This is a genomic window from Nitrospira sp. (genome assembly GCA_029194665.1).
Lineage (GTDB): Bacteria > Nitrospirota > Nitrospiria > Nitrospirales > Nitrospiraceae > Nitrospira_D.
On sequence record JARFXO010000009.1, the window covers coordinates 1 to 19,186 of the forward strand.

Below are 19,186 nucleotides of genomic sequence, written 5' to 3' on the forward strand. Positions count from 1 at the left end.
AAAGGTGGCCGGAAGCGGCTTGACCCGAACGACGGGATTAACGAGTTTAACGCGACGCTCGACCCGCAAGTGCCTCGTCCGACCCTTGGCGATTCTGAAGCCGAAGCCCAGGGTGAATTTGTCGAGCGGCTCGACGATAATGGCTGGCACAACGGGCTCATTGCCATCGCCCCCCACGGCGGTAAAATCGAACCGCACACCGACCAGCAGGCCGAGCACCTCGCATCGCAGTTGTCGGCCAAGGGTGTCAGCTCGTGGCGGTGCAAGGGTTGGCACCCCAACGGCCCGTTTGAACACTGGCACATCACCTCGATCGATATTCACGAGGCGTGCTTTCCGCTTCTCAACTCGGTCATCTCTCGCGGCTTCAAATATGCCGTCGCCTTTCATGGAGTCGACGACGACGTATCAGACGACATCCTCATCGGCGGCCTCGCGCCCGATGCCTTGAAGGAGAAGATCAAGGAAGCCATCGAAGGCGCCGTCGGCTCGGAGTTCACTGTGCGCATCACGACGCCAGATGATCAGTTCGGCGGCGATGACAAGAGGAACATCGTGAACAGACTCACGGCGGGTGGTGCAAATGGCATACAGATCGAGCAGAAGGAGGCTCCGCGGGAAGAGAAAGGACTGGCCATCGCCGAGGCCGTCGCCAAGGTCTACGCCTCCAAGCTCTAACTGCGCATGATAACGAGAGAACCATCAGCCGGCCAGGGGGAGACAAAACGCGATGGCACTCTGATCACGCCATTCACGGAGAAGTTGTTCGTGCGCGTAGATGTGACCGAGGAGTTTCCGTTTTTGGTGACGAAGTTGTCACCGTACTACGACCGATGAACTTGAAATGATGAAGGAGGATACAAAATGGACATGCCAAGATTTACCGGAGAGGCCTCGCTCTACAAGACGAGCAGGCATTACCAAACCAGTAGACAGGTGTTCAATTTACCCGTGCCAATGGCTAGGGTGATCTCCTCGGCGATTAACGAGGGAGGCAGGACTGTCGACTGCGACACCTGCGTGGGCGGTGAGTGCGTGGGCTGCCTCGAGAAAATGCTGCATAAAGGCAAATTCGAGGGCTTGGACCCAGGTGGCGGTGGCGGGGGAGGTGGTCCGGTTGAACCGTGCCTCAGCCACGACGAGTGCACCCCGTGCGTCTCACAGGGGCCGTCTATTTTTTCGCCGGGTCGCAGGTTTTGTCAGCACTCTGTTTGCCAGCCGACGGCTTTCGGGGGATGTAGTTGCACGGTATTCAAGGGATTCGAGAAATGCACTCCGACTCGCAATACCGGGGTCTTGCAGCGGTAGGCGACCGTAACCTAAAGAAAGGAGATGTGAAATGAATACCAATAGTGTTCTGCCTGGGTTTACAGCAGAAGCGTCGCTCGACAAGACCGCTCTGCATTATGCAGGAATGGTAATTAGCGCCGCTGCCCTCAACCAAATAGCGCCGCAGATCTTATTAGCCCCTGGGTCATTAACACCGTCCCTCCCACCAGGGACCTGTGTCGACATTCTCTACGCCCCAGATTGCCGTCAGGTGAATCCTTTCACAGAGTGCTGCAAGAGAAGCCATGAGCTTAAGTGTCCGGTACTTGACTCTCCGAACTGCACGACAAGCCGAGTGGATAGTTGTACAGAATGTCGCTCCACCGTTTCGGGCTTTCCTACCAATGGGGTATTTAAGGTTTAGCCCGCGTAGAAGGATGCGGTGAACGAAGGGAACCGCATCGCTCGCAACAGCTCGCGTAGGCTGGGTGAGGAACGAAACCCAGCAATAACCTTGCCGCCTCGCAAGGTGCTGGGTTTATCAATCCAGCCTACGGTTTCTAGCCGCAACACCAAGTAACCGAAAGGAGATTTATATGAACGCCAAGAATATGCCAGGATTTACCGCAGACCAGTCGCTGCGCGCAGCGCGCGGGCACTACCGCAGTAGTCGGCGGCATGCATCGCACTTGGACGCTGTCATCCCCTCGATTCCGGCCTGCGCGAACTGCGATTGAATCCTTGACAATTGCGAGAGGAACGGCTGGAGGCCACGTGCCGCCTGCAATGCCTGGGCATGGGGCAATTGTGACTCGAGCGAAGAGAATCCCGGCGGGCATTGTTGGTATGATCCCATTCTCAATAGAAGGATTTGCGATTTGTGAGACGTGTGACTGAGGCAACCGGCATCGCTAGCCCAAGCTCTAGCCCTGCCCGATTAATCTGGCAGCCGTCTGTCTCTTGCCGGATGTTGGGCGAAGGAGCTTTCGAGCGCCACCACACATTGCGACAGGCAATTCACTAACAAAGGAGAAATGAAGATGAACATGCCAGGATTTAGTGCAGAGTCATCGCTTGGCCCAACGAAGGGGCAGTACCGGGTAAAAGCCGTTCTCGAAACATTTTCCTCAGCTGGCAGCGGACCCATTGCGCCACAATTTCGTTTCTCGGCGACATCGGACCCAGATTTGGGTGCATATTTGAGATGTATAGCAAATGGCGGGAACGAGCTTGTTTGCCGCTTCTTTGGCGGACTTCCTCCCTTTACGATAGGTGGCCGTCTGATCAATCGCTGAGGAAGGATAAGGAGCAACCGAGCGCTGGTGTAACGAGGGCGGAGGTGGGTGCCGTCAGGGGATATCTTTTTACAGCAGCCGCCAGGTGCGGCCGTTGTGCAAGACAATCAAACGGTCGCTTATTCCAAGCCGCTAGGTGCTCAAATCGGCATGCACAGAACAAGATGTGGCCCCGAACAACGAAATCTGACTTCCTGAGGATGATGCCCGCAGAATAATGTACTGGCGGGAGTGCCTCGCTGAAATCAGCACGTCATGGAGCTGCTCTTATACTGGATATGCCGCCGTCAGTGGCTTGCTTGAAAATGGTGGCTGTCGATCGCGGCCACGCGATCGGTCTGAAGCGCCAAGTTAGGCGGAAATGGTCTGCACAATCAGCGGCAGCTTGCTGAGTGTGAGTTGCTTCAGCTCGACCTTTTGGCTGGCATTGTCGATGTCGATCCCCACAAGCTGTCCCGCAGCGTCGTAATCCAGAACAATACCTTCAGTGACCTCCCGGCTTTTGACGCTCGGCTGTTCGGAAAGATCGATATAGAGTGAGTCGGTATCCGGATAATAGTTAAGCTTCATGGTTTGAACCCTCGGTCTGGAAAAGCATTGTGTATTGTAAGCTTATCTTCGAGAGTGATCACCCTCAATATCCGTCCCTCAAGCTCCTCAGTACGACCCCAGAACCGGAAACGGTTTCCCTCTTGAGGCTCGCTTCGTAGCGCGTTCTCTAGAACCCGGATGCACCACTCTTTCTTCAGATACGGACGTTTCCGGAGCACTTCCCTTTCAAAATATTCGGTGAATTTATACTGAACCATCTATCACACAATAGCGCATTCCCTCACGGTTGGCCAGTCTTCCAACGAACATCAAGGATCCTTACCCATCGATAGATTAATGACGTGCCCGCCCAGAAAATTTGTAAGGATCTTGAGATTCCCAAGCCAATGAAAAGTTAGATTTCACTGTTTGTTGTCGAAGGCAGGTTCTTGCAGTAATCGTCAGGTGCGACCGTTGGTCACGCGGACAATCAAACGTTCGCTAATCCAAAGCCAATAAGAAGTAAGATCAGCGTACACAGAACAAGATGTGACCCCAAGTCAGTGACTCCAAACCAACGCGAAGAGACTCCCTACCGAGTGCGCCTCCCCGGATTTCTTTCGGATGATGAAGAGATCGGCTTAGGCGATGTGGTCAAGCGAGCCACATCGTACATCGGGATCAAGCCCTGCGGCGGCTGCGAGCAACGAGCGGCCGCGCTCAACCGCTGGATGGTCTTCACGAAAGGACGGTCACGATAGAGGGATGGAGGGATATTCGATGTCCCCGGTCAATCACGTTCACACTCATGAGGAAGGAGACAGCCGATGAACGAACCAACGAACCAGACGGCTCAGGTGAGAGAACAACCGGATCCACCGATCAATGGAAATGACCTGCGCCCTGCCGCACCAGCCTCTGAAGCCCGTCATAGTCACAGCACTATCTCACCGCAAGCGGGCTGCGCCACCTGTGGCGGAGCAACTGGCGTGCCCGTGAAGCCGTCATTTGTCTATGCCATAGGCCGGGTCGAAGCCCGCTTCCCGAACCTGGCAGCGGAAAAAGAATTTGCCCAGGCGACGGGACGCTCCGACACCGCAGGAAAGACCGACCAGCAGAGCTTCCATGCCGTGTTGTCCAAGCGTGAGAACCGGTACCTGGTGCGTCAGCTCTGCTGGGTTCTGACTGTTCAGGGGTTGGAAACCTATCTGTTGGTGCCTCGCGATCCGGCGGATATGGATCTGCTCGTGGAAGCCATTCGGCCGGCACCGAGCCTCAACGACATCGATGTCGTCATCGGCATGCGTGGTCCCATCGCGCCGCCGGAAATGTGCAACGGGCTGCTGGTGCCCATCGTGGCCTTTGACCAGATCTATTCCTTCAATCGTGACGCACTCATCAAGGCCATTCCCAAGCCGGAAAAGACGAAGGCCGAAGAGTTCGCCCCGGCCGCTGAGGAACTATTCAACCGCGTGATCCAACTGACCGACAACGCCGGTGCGACCGATGATCACCGTGCCTTGAACTACTTGGCCATGCGTTACCATGGGATTTATGCGAAGGCGGCGGAGGAATTCGGCAAAGATTGCTCATTGACCGGGGTAGAAGTACGCCCTTCGCCCCTGAGCGGCACGCGCAACATCGTCGATGTGATCTTCGCCTATACCAACCGCAATACCGATTATACGGAGAAGTGTTGTGTTCGCTGCGACGTGACGGAGGAATTTCCGTTCCTGGTGACAAAGATGGGGCCGTACTATGACCGGTAACCCTAACCGACTGAGGGAGGTGTGAAATGAACGCCATGAAAATGCCTGGATTTGCCGGCGAAGTTTCGCTTTACAAGACAATGAATCACTACCACATGATTGGGGCAATCCATCGAGCCGATGGGACTGTGCATGCCGCACAAATCGGCCTTGGCAATCCCTCTTGCTTTGTACAATGCATGCGAGAGTGTATTCAGGAGGGTTTCCCGCCTTTTCAGTGTGGTCCCGCTTGCCACAGACAGTGTAATCCGCCAGTTACTTGTGGACCCTGCGTAGGTGTTCGGCAGTGTTCTGATGGAACCGAGATACCCTGTTCAGTGTGATCTATCGTGCAGACGAAGCGAGCGTAGCTCGGACGTGAAGGAGTGACATTAAAAAATGTCCCCGGTTTACGCCATAACCGTTAAGCCTAAACATAAAGAGGTCTCAAATGAATATTCCTGGATTTGATGCAGAATTGTCGCTTAGCCAAACCAGAGGGATATACCGAGACATGGCTGGGTTCGGCGGATCAGGAATGGGTGAAGTGTCTATGCAGCAATTAGGCAGCTTGTTCCTTACTACATTTGAGTGCTGTAAGTATGATCCATCGGTAAATCGAGTTGTATGCTTGAAGATGCTTGTGAGCCCGTTCGACGACTGCAGCTGCCTCTGGGCACCCGGCGGGGGCCCTCGCATTGACTGCCGCCCGGGGGATATTCCTGTCGTCGACATAACACAGTCTCTGTAGACCTGGTGAACGAAAGCAAAAGGAGTTGGGGTGGGGTCTTAAACCGTGCATGGCGCAGGAGAGCAGGTTCGATCTGGGGGAAACTTTCATGGCATCCTACGAATAATGGCGGTTGAGTTACACCAACTTAAGGGAGATGTGAAGTGAATGCCCTAAATATGCCGGGGTTTACCGCGGATCGATCAGTTTATAGGACGAATGGTTATTACCGGCTTTCAGCCGGAAAGGCTAACGGTATCGCCTCGCCACCGGGTTTTGTACAGCCCATGCAACTAGAGACGCCGATCCCGGGTGGAGCGTTTCCGCCCAGGTGCTTTGACTGCTTCCCCAATCCAAGTTCCGCGACCGGGTGCTCCCAGTTATGTATCAGTCGTTTTCCTTTCAGGATATTGTTGCGGAACTGTGTGGGGTGCGAGGCACAAGTCTGCGGAGGCATCGCGGGAATCCCTTGTCCTGATGCAAGCCAATATTGCGATTCTGGAATCGGGAACTGCCGGGTGGCGGATGCGCAAGGCACGTGCAGGACGAGACCGGAGATATGTCCACTTATATTCAACCCAGTTTGCGGTTGTGATGGCAAGACTTATGGAAATGCATGTGCGGTGGCTGCTGGTGGTGTCTCAATCGATCACCAGGGCAGATGCGGTGGCGGTGATGGCGTGGTTCAGTGAACAGAGCACGTCTAACGCAAAGAGGTTGTCTCATGGCCACCTATGAAGCATCAATCAAGAGAGCTTTGGATCCCGAGCAGGATGATCTCATTAAACGCAAGGAGCATTGCTCGGCCGATCGGGAAAAGTTGGAGACAGTTGGGCGGCTGCTTGGGCATCAGGTTCGGATCAAGCGTAACAACGATGAGTACGGACTCTACACGGTTTCCGAGGTCCGCCAGGAGAGCCCGGATAACATCGTTCGCATGGGCGAAGGTGGCCTGGCGCGACTCGATATGAACGATGGGTCTGACGCGACACTCGACCCGCAAGTGCCACGTCCGACCCTGGACGACTCCGAAGCCGAAGACAAGGGTGAATTTGTCGAGCGGCTCGACGATAATGGCTGGCACAACGGGCTCATTGCCATCGCCCCCCACGGCGGGGATATCGAGCCGCTCACCGATGGACAGGCCGAGCACCTCGCATCGCAGCTCGCGGCCAAGGGTGTCAGCTCGTGGCGGTGCAGGGGCTGGCACCGCAAAGGGGCGTTTAAACACTGGCACATTAATATCCACGAGGCCTGCTTTCCTCTTCTCAACTCGGTCATCTCTCGCGGCTTCAAATATGCCGTCGCTTTTCATGGGATCGAAGACGACGTATCAGACGACATCCTCATCGGCGGCCTCGCGCCCGATGCCCTGAAAGAGAAGATTAAGGAAGCCATCGAAGGCGTCGTCGGTTCAGTTTTCAGAGTGCACATCACGACGCCAGATGATCAGTTCGGCGGCGACGACAAGAGGAACATCGTGAACAGACTCACGGCGGGTGGTGCAAATGGCGTACAGATCGAGCAGAAGGAGGCTCCGCGGGAAGAGAAAGGACTGGCCATCGCCGAGGCCGTTGCCAAGGTCTACGCCTCCAAGCTCTAACTGCGCATGATAACGAGAGAACCATCAGCCAGCCAGGGGGATTACATATGACGGATAACGTGAGATCAACGGATGGCCATCGGAATCTGAACTGCCTGGTGGTGCGCTATCCCGATGTGAATGGCAGGACCGCAGCGCGGTTTGTAAAAGATTGTTCTCTGGCGGCGGGCCAAGTCCTGCCTTCGCCTTTGAGCGACACAGGCAAGATCGTCGTGGCGATCTTTTCCTATGCCAACCCAACACCGACTACACGGAGAAGCTCTTCGTCCGTGTGGACGTAACCGAGGAGTTTCCGTTTTTGAGCAGCAAGATGTCGCTGTACTACGATCGGTAGGTTGAAAATAGGAGGCGGATCATGAGCATGCCGGGATTTACCGCCAGAGTTTCACTCTATCAGACGAGCAGGCGCTATCGTGCTGTAGCTGCGGGAGCGTACGGCGGCGGGGAGCAAAGAGTCGTTTCCCAGCTTTCCGTTAATCGGTTTGATGGAATGCGCAGTGCAGGGAGTTTTGGTGATATCGGCGGATGGCTTTGTAGATTGTGGTGCAACAGTGCTGACTCAGTGTGTCTGGACGGTTGCGAAGGTACCTTGGACAATCCGAAACCATCCTTGAATTGTGTGATTTGCGATGAGCAACATGGGGTATGTCTGGGTGCATGCGGTTGAGGAGTAGCCGGTACGTATTAGCCCTTTGCACGCGTCGATGTGATCGTGACGAAGCTGCTGCCCTACTATGACCGGTAAAGTTCACTAACCAAGCGGAGGTACAAAATGAAGACCATGAATATTCCCGGATTTACTGCAGAACAATCGCTGCACCAAACGCGTGGATGTTATCATAGTGGCCGGTCAGTCGCAGCACGGCCGGACGCCGTCATCCCTTCGATCCCGGCCTGCGCGAACTGCGATTTCATTCTCGAGAATTGCGAGGCAAACGGCTGGAAGCCGCGTGCCGTCTGTAATGCCTGCAATAGAGGCAGGTGCTACTCTGGTGAAGAGAATCCAGGCGGTCACTGCCGATACGACCATGCTTCGGGTGGCATCATCTGCGACTTGTGAGGGCGCGGTGCGATGACACGAAGTAACCGTATCGATTGGGGTTATGAATCGTTGAATCTAGAAAGAGGAGGTGTGAAATGACCATGCCAGGATTTAGTGCAGAATTATCACTTGGCCCAACTAAGGGGCACTACCGGGTGAGAGCCGCTCTCGAAACATGTTCCTCAGCTGGCAGCGGACCAATTGCGCCACAATTTCGTTTTCCGGCGACATCGGATCCAGATTTGGGCGCATATTTAAGATGTATAGCAAATGGCGGGAGCGAGCTTGTTTGCCGCTTCTTTGGCGGACTTCCTCCCTTCACTATAGGGGGCCGTCTGATCAATCGCTGAGGAATGATAGAGAGCAAAAGCGCGCTGGTCTAACGAGGGCGGACGTGGGTGCCGTCACGGGAGATCTTTTTACAGCAGTCGCCAGGTGCGGCCGTCGTTTTGGATCAGCCGGTCTGCTTCCACCGGTCCCCAGGTGCCGGCTTGATACTCGGGGAGCCAGCGCTGTCCCGACTTGTCCCAAGCTTCGAGGATCTGGGTGATCCAAGCCCAGGAGGCTTCGACGGCATCGCGCCGCATGAAGCGGGAAGCATCTCCGGCCATCACGTCGAGCAGGAGCCGTTCGTAGGCTTCCGGAGATGGTCTGCCGAAGACCTCGCAGTACTTGAAGCTCATCTCGACCGGATGAGTTTGCTCGCGGGTGCCAGGCACGCGGGAGACGATGCGGAGCGTGAGCCCTTCCTCAGGCTGAATTTTTAACGCCAGCACGTTTGGAGCTTGAGGCGTTTGTCCGCCGGGATTGAAGAGAATCTGAGGGATCTCTTTGAATTGGACGGCGACTTCGCTGGCCCGCAGGGGCAAGGCTTTCCCAGTCCGCAAGTAGAACGGCACGCCGGACCAACGCCAGTTTTCTACGAAACATTTCACGGCCACGTAGGTTTCAGTGGTGGAGTCCGGCTTCACGCCCTTTTCACGGCGATAGCCTGGCACCGGCGTGCCATGGGCCGTCCCCTCCGTGTATTGGGCCCGCACGGTAAACTTGCCCACATCCTTGGCCGTGATGGGCCGCAAGCAACGAAGGACTTCCATCTTGGCGTTTCGGACGACGTCCGGATCTAGCGAATAGGGCGGTTCCATCGCGACGAGACAGAGCAATTGAAGCATATGATTCTGGATCATGTCCCGCAGCGCGCCAGCTTCTTCATAGTACGTGGCCCTGGTCCCCACGCCTTCGGCTTCGCTGACAGTGATCTGGACGTGGTCGACGTATTTGTAGTTCCAGATCGGTTCGAAAATGCTGTTGGCGAAACGTACGACCATGAGATTCTGAACCGTCTCTTTGCCCAGATAATGATCGATGCGGAAAATCTGCGATTCGTCGAACACGCGTCCGGTCACCTCGTTGATGGCCTGAGCAGAGGCCAAGTCACGCCCGACTGGTTTTTCCACGATGATGCGCGTATAGGGCGGACGAGTCGCCGGGGTCCCTGCAAGACCGGAACGGGATAAGCCTTCGCAGACTGCGGTAAACGAACTGGGGGGAATGCTCAGATAGAAAATACGATTCCCCGGTAGTTGAAATCTCCGCTCGAGATCCTCGGCACGTTCCTTTAGTCGGGTATAGGTTTGTGCGTCGTCATTTCCTCCCGCCAAATAAAATAGGTGCTGAGAAAAGGCGTTCCACTTCTCTTCGATTAAAGCCTGCCGGGAATGTTTGACCACGCCGTCTCGGACGCTGGCTCGGAACTCGTCATCGCTCATGGGGGTGCGGCCTAAGCCGAGCACGACGTAGTTCGACGGCAGCAATCCGTCGAGAAGCAGATTGTAGACCGCGGGGATAAGGCGTCTGCGGGCTAGATCTCCCGAGCCGCCGAAAATCACCAACGTACAAGGTTCGAAGGACGGCAGCGGTTCTTGGGCAGGACTGATGTCGATCCGTTGACTAGTCGTGTGGGCCATCGACGCCTCCATAGAATTGCGATCAGAGAGTTATTGCCATAATCCGTTCGCCCTGAGTCTGTCGAAGGGCGTGTAATTTCAGGCAGGTTCGTGCTTGGTTCGACAAGCTCACCACGAACGTATCTCTAGGACACAACGCTTCGAAGGACTTGAAAAGTCCGCCAGCCGCGAAGTGTTGACACCTGTTCATGGGGCCGGGCTGTTATCGCCGGACGGCGTGGCCACCGAAGGCATTCCGCAGGGCTGCCAGCATTTTTTCGGCAAACGATTCCTCCTGTCTCGATCGAAACCGCGTGAAGAGCGCCGCCGTGAGGGTGGGAACCGGCACATCCTTCTCGATGGCATCGGCGATCATCCAACGGCCTTCTCCGGAGTCTTGAACATACCCTTTGAGTTTATCCAGCTTTTGGTCGTCCTTGAGCGCGCTCGCGGCCAACTCCAAGAGCCAGGATCGAACGACGCTCCCGTGCATCCACAAGTCGGCCACGCGCGCGAGGTCCAACTTGTACTCGCTCTTCGACATCAACTCAAATCCTTCGGCATAGCCTTGCATCATGCTGTACTCGATGCCGTTGTGGACCATCTTCACATAGTGGCCGGCCCCGACCGCGCCGACGTGGGCCCAACCGTTTTCAGGCGCCAAGGTCTTCAATACCGGCTCAAGCCGTTTGACGGCTGCGTCTTCTCCGCCGACCATGAGACAATAGCCGACTTTCAATCCCCAGATCCCTCCGCTGGTTCCCGCGTCGACATAGTGGATGCCCTTTTTCTTCAGCTCGGCAGCCCGCCGCACATCGTCGTGAAATCTTGTATTTCCACCGTCCACGATGCTGTCGCCGGATTGCAACAGCGCAACCACGGCCTGGATGGTTTCTTCAGTAGGGGCTCCGGACGGAACCATCACCCAGACGGCGCGCGGAGCGCTCAACTTTCCGACAAGATCGGAGAGGGACGAAGATCCGACGCAGCCCTGGCTCTCAGCCTGTTTGATCAACTCGTTGGATCGGTCATACACCACCACGCGGTGTTGATCGCGCCGAAGGCGGGTCACCATATTCATCCCCATCTTGCCGAGTCCGATAAATCCCAGTTCCATTAGAGAGCTCCTTGGTTTGTGGCTTATCACGGTCGATGCGATGGTCGTTGATCGATCTACAGGCAGGTGTGGTTCCTCTCACCGTATGTGCGAAACACTTTCCCTACGCGGAGACGGCCGGTTGAATGTTCCGGTCAGTCGATACGAGCAGGATTCGGGACATCCTTAAAAAGGAGATCGGCAAACTGCCGGCCGAAATTGAGCCGCTCGGGGAGGGTGGCGGCCGTCAGAAATTGTCCGGCCAGGTCGGCGAGCGCCGGCTCCCGCGAAAACATGAACCGGTGAACATCCACCGGGGCGACCAACCAAAACCCTCTCAACCGAAAAAACGCCGAGATGCAATCCTCGTAAAACAGCATCAATAGATAGTGGGCCGTTCCAGGCTTGTCCATGAAGTCCTGCGTCTTGCCCAACAGGTGATAGCACTCGGCTTTGAGGCGAATTTGTTCATTGATCGAAGCCGGTGGAGGACCCTGGCGAAAGCGCTGGTGGACCGTTTCGATCAAATTCGCACAGATCCCGTCGTGATCGAAAAGGATTCTGCCTTTTCGAAGCAGCGAGGGGAGCCGAAGCGAGTACGCGAGATCCTCCTCGACGGAGTGGTGGCCGTGGTAGCGAATATCCGCCATGCGATCGCCGACGCGGATGATTTCATGGCTGTCGGCTTCCCCCTTGACAAGGGCGATCAGATCGATATCGCTATGAGAAGTCACGGCCCTCCGAGCCCCCGATCCGACGAGTATGATGCCGACCAGGTCACCCCCCCTTCGGCCTTTGATATGCCGCAGCGCGATGTCTAAACTGTCCTCAAAACCCGGGGGAGGCGGTGATTCCGGCTGCTCCGGCGGTTCCGGGACTTCGAGCAGCTCGGCATTCAGCTCTTCACGAGTGGGAGTGCTTGTCGTGGTGGAGTCCATACCTGTCTCTGATCATGTGAATAGTATTCGGAAACCAGATCACTCGAACAGATTCTATGGATCGAGGACTATCGTGTCAACGCCGAACGATCAACCGGCGAGGACCTTGGCAAAGACGGCCGCGGCTTCGTCGATCTGCTTGTCCGTGATCTGCAGATGAGTCACCGCCCGATAGCTCTGTCCTCCGACGGCGTTGATGAGTACGCCCCGCTCTTTGAGCGCGGCCACCAGTTGGGCCGGAGAGCGATGCTCGTCAAGAATATCGAAAATCACGATATTGGTCTCCACGTGCTGCGGTGCAATCTGGATTGCCGGAATTTGCTGCAGCAGTCGAGCAAGTTTTTTCGCATGGTCATGGTCGGTCTTGAGTCGAGCGACATGCCGCTCCAAGGCATAGATGCCGGCTGCGGCCAGAATGCCCGCTTGGCGCATCGCGCCTCCATACATGCGGCGGAAGCGCCGTGCGCGATCGATGAGTCGCTGGTCGTTGGAGATCAGCAATGATCCAACGGGGGCTCCCAGCCCCTTCGAGAGACAGAGTGAGACGGTTTCGAAGTGCTGGGCATAGGCCGTCGGAGGCAAGGTAGTGGCGGCCACGGCGTTGAAGAGCCTGGCCCCGTCGAGGTGCATGGGAATGCCGTGTCTCACGGCGAGGGCTCGGATTTTTTCGATCGTGGAGAGCGGATAAATCGTGCCGCCTCCGGCATTGTGCGTGTTCTCTATGCAGATCAAGGCCGTCGTGATGCTGTGCGGATCGTTCGGCCTGATGGCGGCTTCCACCTGCTCGCCAGTCATGACCCCTCGCTCCCCGATCACCCAATGAAGTTGCACGCCGGCCAGCGCCCCGGCTGCTCCCTGTTCATAGCGAACGACATGACTCTTACTCTCGACGATGATCTCCTGCCCCGGCTGGGTCTGCGACCGGATCGCCAGCTGATTGGCCATGGTGCCGGAGGGGACGAAGAGGGCAAACCGCTTGCCGAGCATGGTCGCCGCCATGTCTTGGAGGCGATTGACGCTCGGGTCTTCGCCATAGACGTCATCGCCGACTTCCGCATGCGCCATGGCTTTCCGCATCTCGTCCGTCGGCTTGGTGACGGTATCGCTACGAAGGTCGATCATAGCTGCTGCTCCTAGGCCACATTATTCATGACAGTTCGTTGCGAAATTGCGGAGTCGCCAGGCGAGACGGGCGCGCGGAGCCGTGAGGAAGGGAGGCAGACTTGAAACAGTCTGTTGACCGACCGAGCGGCGAGTCCGCCCGCCAACATGGGCCGAAGCCGCATGTTGGCTTGTCGCAGCGGCGAATCCACAATTGCAGCAGAAGTGTTCATGAATAATGTGGCCTAAAAATTCCGTACGGTCTCGGCATTCTAACAGATCTGCCGCTTGCGGGTGAAAGCATACCTGCTACACTGCGCAGGGATGGGCGTATCCAGTCAACCGATAGTTGATCGATGGGTGAACTCCTTAGGCGCGAAGCGGGACGAGCTTGTTCCGCTAGCCTGGGCATTCACGTATTTTTTCTGTCTCCTGTGCGGCTACTCCATTCTCCGCCCGGTGCGCGATGAAATGGCCATCGAAGGAGGGTTGAAACATCTCCCCTGGATGATGACCACAACATTCCTCACCATGCTCGCCGCCACCCCGCTGTTCGGGTGGCTCTCGGCGCGATGCTCGCGCTACCGGCTGCTGCTGACCGTCTATGCCTTCTTCATCACGAACCTGTTGGCGTTCTATGCGTTGATGACGAGTCATCTGCATCCGGAGTGGGTGGCTCGGGGATTTTTTGTCTGGCTGTCGGTGTTCAACCTGTTCATCGTGTCGGTTTTCTGGAGTTTCATGGACGATCTGTTCACACCGGAGCAGGGATCACGGCTGTTCGGCGTGATCGCGGCCGGGGGGAGCAGTGGAGCGTTGCTCGGCCCGCTCTTCACCACGGGCCTCACGATTGTCTTCCCGATTCCGGTGCTGATGGTGGCATCGAGCCTGTTCTTAGGCGCCTGTATCGGATGCGTGTATCGATTGGAGCGATGGGGGCGGGCACAGACGAACCATCATCGGTCCCAGCAGGGAGAGCCGCTCCACGGCAGCTTTCTCGCGGGAGTTCGTCTGACCTTTTCGTCTCCCTATCTGCTTGGGATCTGCGGCTATCTGACGATCCTGACCATGACCGCCACGTTTCTGTATCTTGAGCAGACCCGCTTGGTTTCGGAATATCTGGACCAGCCGGAAGCCCGCACGCGGCTCTTTTCCACCTTGGACTTCACGACAAGCCTCCTGACCTGGACCACGCAGGTATTCATGACCAGAAGGCTCATCAGCCGGTTTGGTCTCGTGGCGGCGTTACTGTCCTTGCCGGCGATCAGTCTGGTGGGATTTCTGGGGATCGCCTTATGGCCGAGCCTGGCGATCTATGTTGTCTTTTCCGTGTTGCGGCGAGTGGGGGAGTATGCGTTATCGAAGCCGGCGCGCGAAGTCTTGTTTACGGTCGTCAGTCGCGAGGAAAAATATAAGGCCAAGAACTTCATCGATACGGCCATCTCACGCGGCGGCGACGCCTCGACCGCCTGGCTCGTGACTGCGGTGAAGGCCCTCGGGGCGACCGCCACACACATCGCCTGGGCGATGGTCCCCTTGATGGGACTTTGGGCCTGGCTCGCCACGCTACTGGTCCGTCAGAAGGAGCACATGTAGTCGCGCCCTCCGAATGAGAGCAATTGAGATGCTCACTGTGGTTGCCCCTCCTCCTGAAGAGGATTAGAATATGATTTGTTGGGAGGATCAATCATGCCGGCCACAAGAGTGATACGTCGCCGCACAAGAGAACCAAAGATCATAGTAACCGAGCCTCGGCTGACAATTCTGCTCGCGAAGGATAATGGCCACTTTTGTGCGAAGTGCCCGGAATTGGATCTAGTGACGGAGCTTCCGACCGCGGATGCTGCGCTTAAGGATTTGATCGAAGCCATTCAGGACTATGCGAAGGAATATCTTCTAGAACGCGATCAGTATAGCACGAGCCCCAACCGTGCCCACCATCTGCCCTATGTGGAAGCCATCTCTGCCTGCAAGACGGAGTGGGAATTGCGTACGTTGATCGAGATCAAGCATGGCCTCGTTCACGTATAGCGATTTCCGTCTGGTACTCAAACACGCCGGCTTTGAAAAACTTCGATCGGAAAAACACGAAACGTGGAGGAAACTCTTGCCAAATGGGTCGATCTTGCGAGTCCGGATCAGCCATCAGCACAAGCGCGACATACCGAAGTGGCTGTTTCACGAGATGCTTCGACAAGCAGGGCTGACGCTTGACGAGTTTCGAGCGCTGCTCAATTTGTGACGATACGTGCTCGGCCAAGTCAATGCTGGTTGAGTTGCAGGCGATGCGCCCCCACTGTGCTGCCCCCAGCATGAGTGAATAGCTTTCCCTCCGGACTTCAGCTACGCCATCACCATCCCGCCCAAACAAGCCTGGTTTTCTAACCCCTCCTACTTATGGTATCTGTACCGATACAAATCGTATCCCAATCGATACCAGCTATGGCGACCGTCATTCATCGCCGCCGCTCCCATTTCATTCAGCAGGGCCATATTCACTTTAGGTCTGGGGACTTATGTCAGTCGAGGGAAAAGGGCGGCAGTAGTTCTCGGCGGGCACTGGTATTGCTCAACTTAGAAAGGTGGGCTGTCGGTCTTGAATGACACTCAGTACGTTCGCCAGTTCGCGTAGTGACCAGAAGACCGTTCGTGGTGAGCTTGTCGAACCATGAACGGACCTGGCTAGAGTCACACGCCCTTCGAGGGCCTCAGGGCGAACGGAGTCTGAAAATAACGTTCGGGACGCTCCACGAGGCGATGTCCAAAATATTCATCAGTCATTCCAGTTCTGATAACGCAAAAGCCCTTGCTGTGGCGCAGTGGCTTGAGCAGAACGGTTGGGCCGACTATTTCCTCGACATCACGCCGTCGCGCGGCCTTTCACCGGGAGAGCGCTGGCAAGAAGCCTTGAAAGTAGCGGCCGACCGATGTGAAGCAGTCGTGTTCCTGATCTCACCGGCCTGGCGTGACTCAAAATGGTGCCTGGCGGAATTTCTCCTGGCCAAGCAGCTCGGCAAGACCATTTTCGGGGTGGTTGTCGAGCCTACGCCCATCGAGACGCTCCCCAGGGAGATGACGGCTGAATGGCAGCTGTGTGACCTGGCATCCGGCTCAGAGCGGCAGACGTTCCAGGTGTTTCGGGATCAGATCGTGCCTCAGACCCAGGTGTCGTTGGCCGGAGCGGGGTTGGTCAAGTTGAAGCAGGGGCTGCAGAAAGCCGGTCTCGATCCATCGTTCTTCCCTTGGCCGCCACCCAACGATTTGGAACGTCTGCCCTATCGCGGACTCAAGGCATTGGAAGCGGAAGATGCAGCGGTGTTCTTTGGACGGGAAGCGCCGCTCATTCTGGCGTTGGATACGCTACGGCGCATGGTCGAGAGCGGCGAACAGCTCCTGGTTATCCTGGGCGCGTCGGGGGCGGGCAAGTCGTCTTTCTTGCGGGCCGGGCTCTGGCCACGCCTCAAGCGCGACGATCGACATTTCCTTCCCTTGCCGGTCGTCCGTCCGGAGCGGGCGGCCATCAGCGGCCAGACGGGGTTGCTGGAAAGTCTAGAGAAAACCTTCCGTGAATATAAGACCCCGAAGACACGGGCGGACCTACGCGAGACCCTGGCCAAACCCGATGGCCTCGTCGAGCTTCTCGTCGAGGTGCAGACCCTCGCACAGAAGAGACTGGGGCCGGGGGCTGCTCCCCCTACCATCGTCATCGGCATCGATCAAGCGGAAGAACTCTTTGTGAAAGAGGGTGGCGACGAAGCGGGGCAATTGTTGGAGTCCATCGGTGGGCTGATTGGTAAGGCCAACCGCGAACCACCGAGTGCGGTGGGGCCATCCCCGCGCGTGATGGTCCTCTCGGCTATCCGGTCTGATTCGTATGAGCGATTGCAGGCGGCGCCAGTTTTGGCTGGGATCCGGCAGACACCCTTCAACCTCCCTCCGCTCGCTCCAGCTGAATACAAAATGGTCATCGAAGGGCCGGCTGTTCGTGCCACCTCTGCTGGGCGCAAGCTCACCATCGAGCCTGCCTTAACCGCGCAGCTTTTGCAGGATGCGGAAGGTGCCGATGCGCTCCCATTGCTCGCATTCATCCTCGAACGGTTGCTGATCGACTATGGCGCCGATGGCGACCTGCTCCTGAAAGAATACGAGGCACTCGGTGGCCTGCAAGGATCTATCGAGGCAGCGGTGAAAGAAATATGGAAAAATCCAGGGCGAGAGCCCGTCATTCCCCTCGATGAGGCGACCAGACGCGCGCTCCTGCACCAGGCATTTCCCGCCTTGGTCATGCTCGATCACGAGGCTGACAAGCCCAAACGACGCGTAGCCACCTGGGATGGCTTGCCTCAGAAGACGCACCCACTCTTGGAGCGGTTGGTCGAGGCGAGGTTGCTACTGAAAGACCGGCGCAAGCTGGCGGATGGACAAGAGGCTGTGGTCGTGGAAGTGACGCATGAAGCCCTGATCCGGCACTGGTCTCAACTGAAAAACTGGGTCGATGCCAACCGCGAGTTTCTGGCCTGGCAGCAGCGGTTGAACGCGACGAGGAAGAGATGGGAAGAGAGCCGACAGCATCCAGGTCTTCTTCTCCATGGACTGCTCTTACGCGAAGCAGAGAACTGGCTCAAGAAACGACCCGATTCTTTCTCCTCTGACGAGCGAACATTCATAACAGCTGGCCAGAATCGGAAGACCAAGGAGCGCCTCGCCGCTGCCATTCTCGCTGGCCTTATGGTTCTGCTGATAGGTGGAACAAATTGGCTTTGGCAAAAGGGTTATAACCTCGACCAAGCCGTGCTCAAAATCAAATCGGTCTTTGTAAATATCTCTATCGAGCCGGAAATGCGAATTGTGCCTTCGGGCACTTTTCTGACACGCAATAAGCATTTACTGGAAGTCAGCAATACTCCCGTAGACATCAAACAATTCGGGATAGCAAGGTACGAGGTAACGTTTGAGGAGTACGACCGCTATGTAATAGCCGAGGGGAAGTCCTTACCTGGCGATCAGGGGTGGGGACGAGGCAGGCGGCCGGTAATCAATGTGTCATACGTCGACGCAGAAACGTATGCTCGGTGGCTGTCTATTACAACACACAAGAAATACCGGTTACCCACATCGCTAGAGTGGGAATATGCGGCAAGCAACGGAAAATCTGATGAGATTTTGATTGGCCTCGCCGTCTTTGCAGACAACTCGCATAATCGAACATCAGCAGTTGGTCAAAAAATCCCCAACGACTTTGGGTTGTATGACATGTTGGGGAATGTCTGGGAGTGGTCGCAAGAATGTAGTAATAGCACCACCCATAGGTCTATAGTAGACCCGCTTGAGCTGACCAAAGAAGGGGGAAGTTGCACTTTTCGAATGCTCCATGGAGGATCCTGGGGTGAATCATCGCACGATGTGAAACCGTATGCATATACCTGGGATAACCCAGCAAATCGGAGCAGCGGCGTCGGCTTCCGACTCGTCCAGGACCTTGAGCCCTAACCCTTTGCGCTTTGTTCTTTGACCCTTTGCCTCCGATTCCGCCGGGCGAGGGGAGTCTTCAAGAGGTTGTGGAATTAACTGACTCCGAAACCCGTTCATGGTTCGACAAGCTCACCACGAACGGAGAACCTCAGTATATTCAATGACCGCTCCGTTCGTCCTGAGGTTCTCGAAGGATGAACGGATGGTCTTCCCGCAGCCTCCTAATCCCGAACGACCATCGAGCCGATGACATAGGAACTGGCTCGTCCCGACTTGGCTCCTCGGATCCGTACCTCCGACACATCCCGCACATGCCCGCGGATATTCCAGGTGCTGCCGGCCTTCAGCTCCGGCCAGAACCACCAGGTTCCATCGCGCTTTCGGAACCAGGTTATCTTGCACTGAGTGGTTAGTC

13 protein-coding genes are annotated in these 19,186 nt (G+C 56.4%); 7 read left to right on the top strand and 6 right to left on the bottom strand.

Annotated features, from left to right (window positions below):
• Nucleotides 1-678: poly-gamma-glutamate hydrolase family protein (locus tag P0119_21920; protein MDF0668718.1), on the top strand; the 678-nt coding region annotated here is incomplete at its 5' end.
• Between the two features lie 2,237 nt (nt 679-2,915).
• Here the strand turns inward: P0119_21920 and P0119_21925 are convergent.
• Nucleotides 2,916-3,134, bottom strand: coding sequence for a DUF2283 domain-containing protein (locus P0119_21925; protein ID MDF0668719.1), 219 nt, complete (start codon nt 3,132-3,134; stop codon nt 2,916-2,918).
• Between the two features lie 524 nt (nt 3,135-3,658).
• On the opposite strand from P0119_21925, the gene P0119_21930 reads away from it, so the two are divergent.
• The 3 genes from P0119_21930 to P0119_21940 all read left to right on the top strand — a co-directional run bounded on the left by P0119_21930 (nt 3,659) and on the right by P0119_21940 (nt 7,176).
• Nucleotides 3,659-3,856, top strand: a complete 198-nt coding sequence (locus P0119_21930) for a hypothetical protein (protein ID MDF0668720.1) — start codon at nt 3,659-3,661, stop codon at nt 3,854-3,856.
• A 66-nt stretch (nt 3,857-3,922) separates the two neighbouring features.
• Entirely contained in the window at nt 3,923-4,864 is a 942-nt protein-coding gene (locus tag P0119_21935) for a hypothetical protein (GenBank protein MDF0668721.1), read from the top strand.
• Nucleotides 4,865-6,297: 1,433 nt separating this feature from the next.
• Nucleotides 6,298-7,176, top strand: coding sequence for a poly-gamma-glutamate hydrolase family protein (locus P0119_21940; GenBank protein ID MDF0668722.1), 879 nt, complete (start codon nt 6,298-6,300; stop codon nt 7,174-7,176).
• A gap of 1,461 nt (nt 7,177-8,637) precedes the next feature.
• Here P0119_21940 and zwf read toward each other — a convergent pair.
• The 4 genes from zwf to P0119_21960 all read right to left on the bottom strand — a co-directional run bounded on the left by zwf (nt 8,638) and on the right by P0119_21960 (nt 13,320).
• A complete protein-coding gene (zwf, locus tag P0119_21945; protein ID MDF0668723.1) occupies nt 8,638-10,185 on the bottom strand; it encodes a glucose-6-phosphate dehydrogenase in 1,548 nt (515 codons plus the stop codon).
• Between the two features lie 202 nt (nt 10,186-10,387).
• Entirely contained in the window at nt 10,388-11,281 is an 894-nt protein-coding gene (gnd, locus tag P0119_21950; GenBank protein ID MDF0668724.1) for a decarboxylating 6-phosphogluconate dehydrogenase, read from the bottom strand.
• A 134-nt stretch (nt 11,282-11,415) separates the two neighbouring features.
• Nucleotides 11,416-12,198, bottom strand: a complete 783-nt coding sequence (locus tag P0119_21955) for a hypothetical protein (GenBank protein ID MDF0668725.1) — start codon at nt 12,196-12,198, stop codon at nt 11,416-11,418.
• 90 nt (nt 12,199-12,288) lie between these two features.
• Nucleotides 12,289-13,320 carry a GntG family PLP-dependent aldolase gene (locus tag P0119_21960; protein ID MDF0668726.1) on the bottom strand — a complete coding sequence of 344 codons (1,032 nt, stop codon included), beginning with the start codon at nt 13,318-13,320 and terminating at the stop codon, nt 12,289-12,291.
• A gap of 339 nt (nt 13,321-13,659) precedes the next feature.
• On the opposite strand from P0119_21960, the gene P0119_21965 reads away from it, so the two are divergent.
• Both P0119_21965 and P0119_21970 read left to right on the top strand, forming a co-directional pair.
• Nucleotides 13,660-14,895, top strand: a complete 1,236-nt coding sequence (locus P0119_21965; GenBank protein MDF0668727.1) for an MFS transporter — start codon at nt 13,660-13,662, stop codon at nt 14,893-14,895.
• Nucleotides 14,896-14,988: 93 nt separating this feature from the next.
• Complete coding sequence (locus P0119_21970; protein ID MDF0668728.1) at nt 14,989-15,330, top strand: hypothetical protein; 342 nt, start codon at nt 14,989-14,991, stop codon at nt 15,328-15,330.
• On the opposite strand, the gene P0119_21975 is transcribed toward P0119_21970, so the two are convergent.
• On the bottom strand, nt 15,305-15,613 hold the full coding sequence (locus tag P0119_21975) for a hypothetical protein (GenBank protein ID MDF0668729.1): 309 nt from the start codon (nt 15,611-15,613) through the stop codon (nt 15,305-15,307). The genes P0119_21970 and P0119_21975 overlap by 26 nt on opposite strands.
• 443 nt (nt 15,614-16,056) lie before the next feature.
• On the opposite strand from P0119_21975, the gene P0119_21980 reads away from it, so the two are divergent.
• Nucleotides 16,057-18,789, top strand: coding sequence for an SUMF1/EgtB/PvdO family nonheme iron enzyme (locus P0119_21980; GenBank protein MDF0668730.1), 2,733 nt, complete (start codon nt 16,057-16,059; stop codon nt 18,787-18,789).
• Nucleotides 18,790-19,186 lie beyond the last annotated feature (397 nt).

Excerpts from the sequence above, each read along its gene's own strand:
- P0119_21955 (MDF0668725.1), bottom strand. The coding sequence starts at position 12,198 with ATGGACTCCACCACGACAAGCACTCCCACTCGTGAAGAGCTGAATGCC.
- P0119_21970 (MDF0668728.1), top strand. The coding sequence starts at position 14,989 with ATGCCGGCCACAAGAGTGATACGTCGCCGCACAAGAGAACCAAAGATC.
- P0119_21960 (MDF0668726.1), bottom strand. The coding sequence starts at position 13,320 with ATGATCGACCTTCGTAGCGATACCGTCACCAAGCCGACGGACGAGATG.
- P0119_21925 (MDF0668719.1), bottom strand. The coding sequence starts at position 3,134 with ATGAAGCTTAACTATTATCCGGATACCGACTCACTCTATATCGATCTT.
- zwf (MDF0668723.1), bottom strand. The coding sequence starts at position 10,185 with ATGGCCCACACGACTAGTCAACGGATCGACATCAGTCCTGCCCAAGAA.
- P0119_21940 (MDF0668722.1), top strand. The coding sequence starts at position 6,298 with ATGGCCACCTATGAAGCATCAATCAAGAGAGCTTTGGATCCCGAGCAG.
- gnd (MDF0668724.1), bottom strand. The coding sequence starts at position 11,281 with ATGGAACTGGGATTTATCGGACTCGGCAAGATGGGGATGAATATGGTG.
- P0119_21935 (MDF0668721.1), top strand. The coding sequence starts at position 3,923 with ATGAACGAACCAACGAACCAGACGGCTCAGGTGAGAGAACAACCGGAT.
- P0119_21975 (MDF0668729.1), bottom strand. The coding sequence starts at position 15,613 with ATGCTGGGGGCAGCACAGTGGGGGCGCATCGCCTGCAACTCAACCAGC.
- P0119_21980 (MDF0668730.1), top strand. The coding sequence starts at position 16,057 with ATGTCCAAAATATTCATCAGTCATTCCAGTTCTGATAACGCAAAAGCC.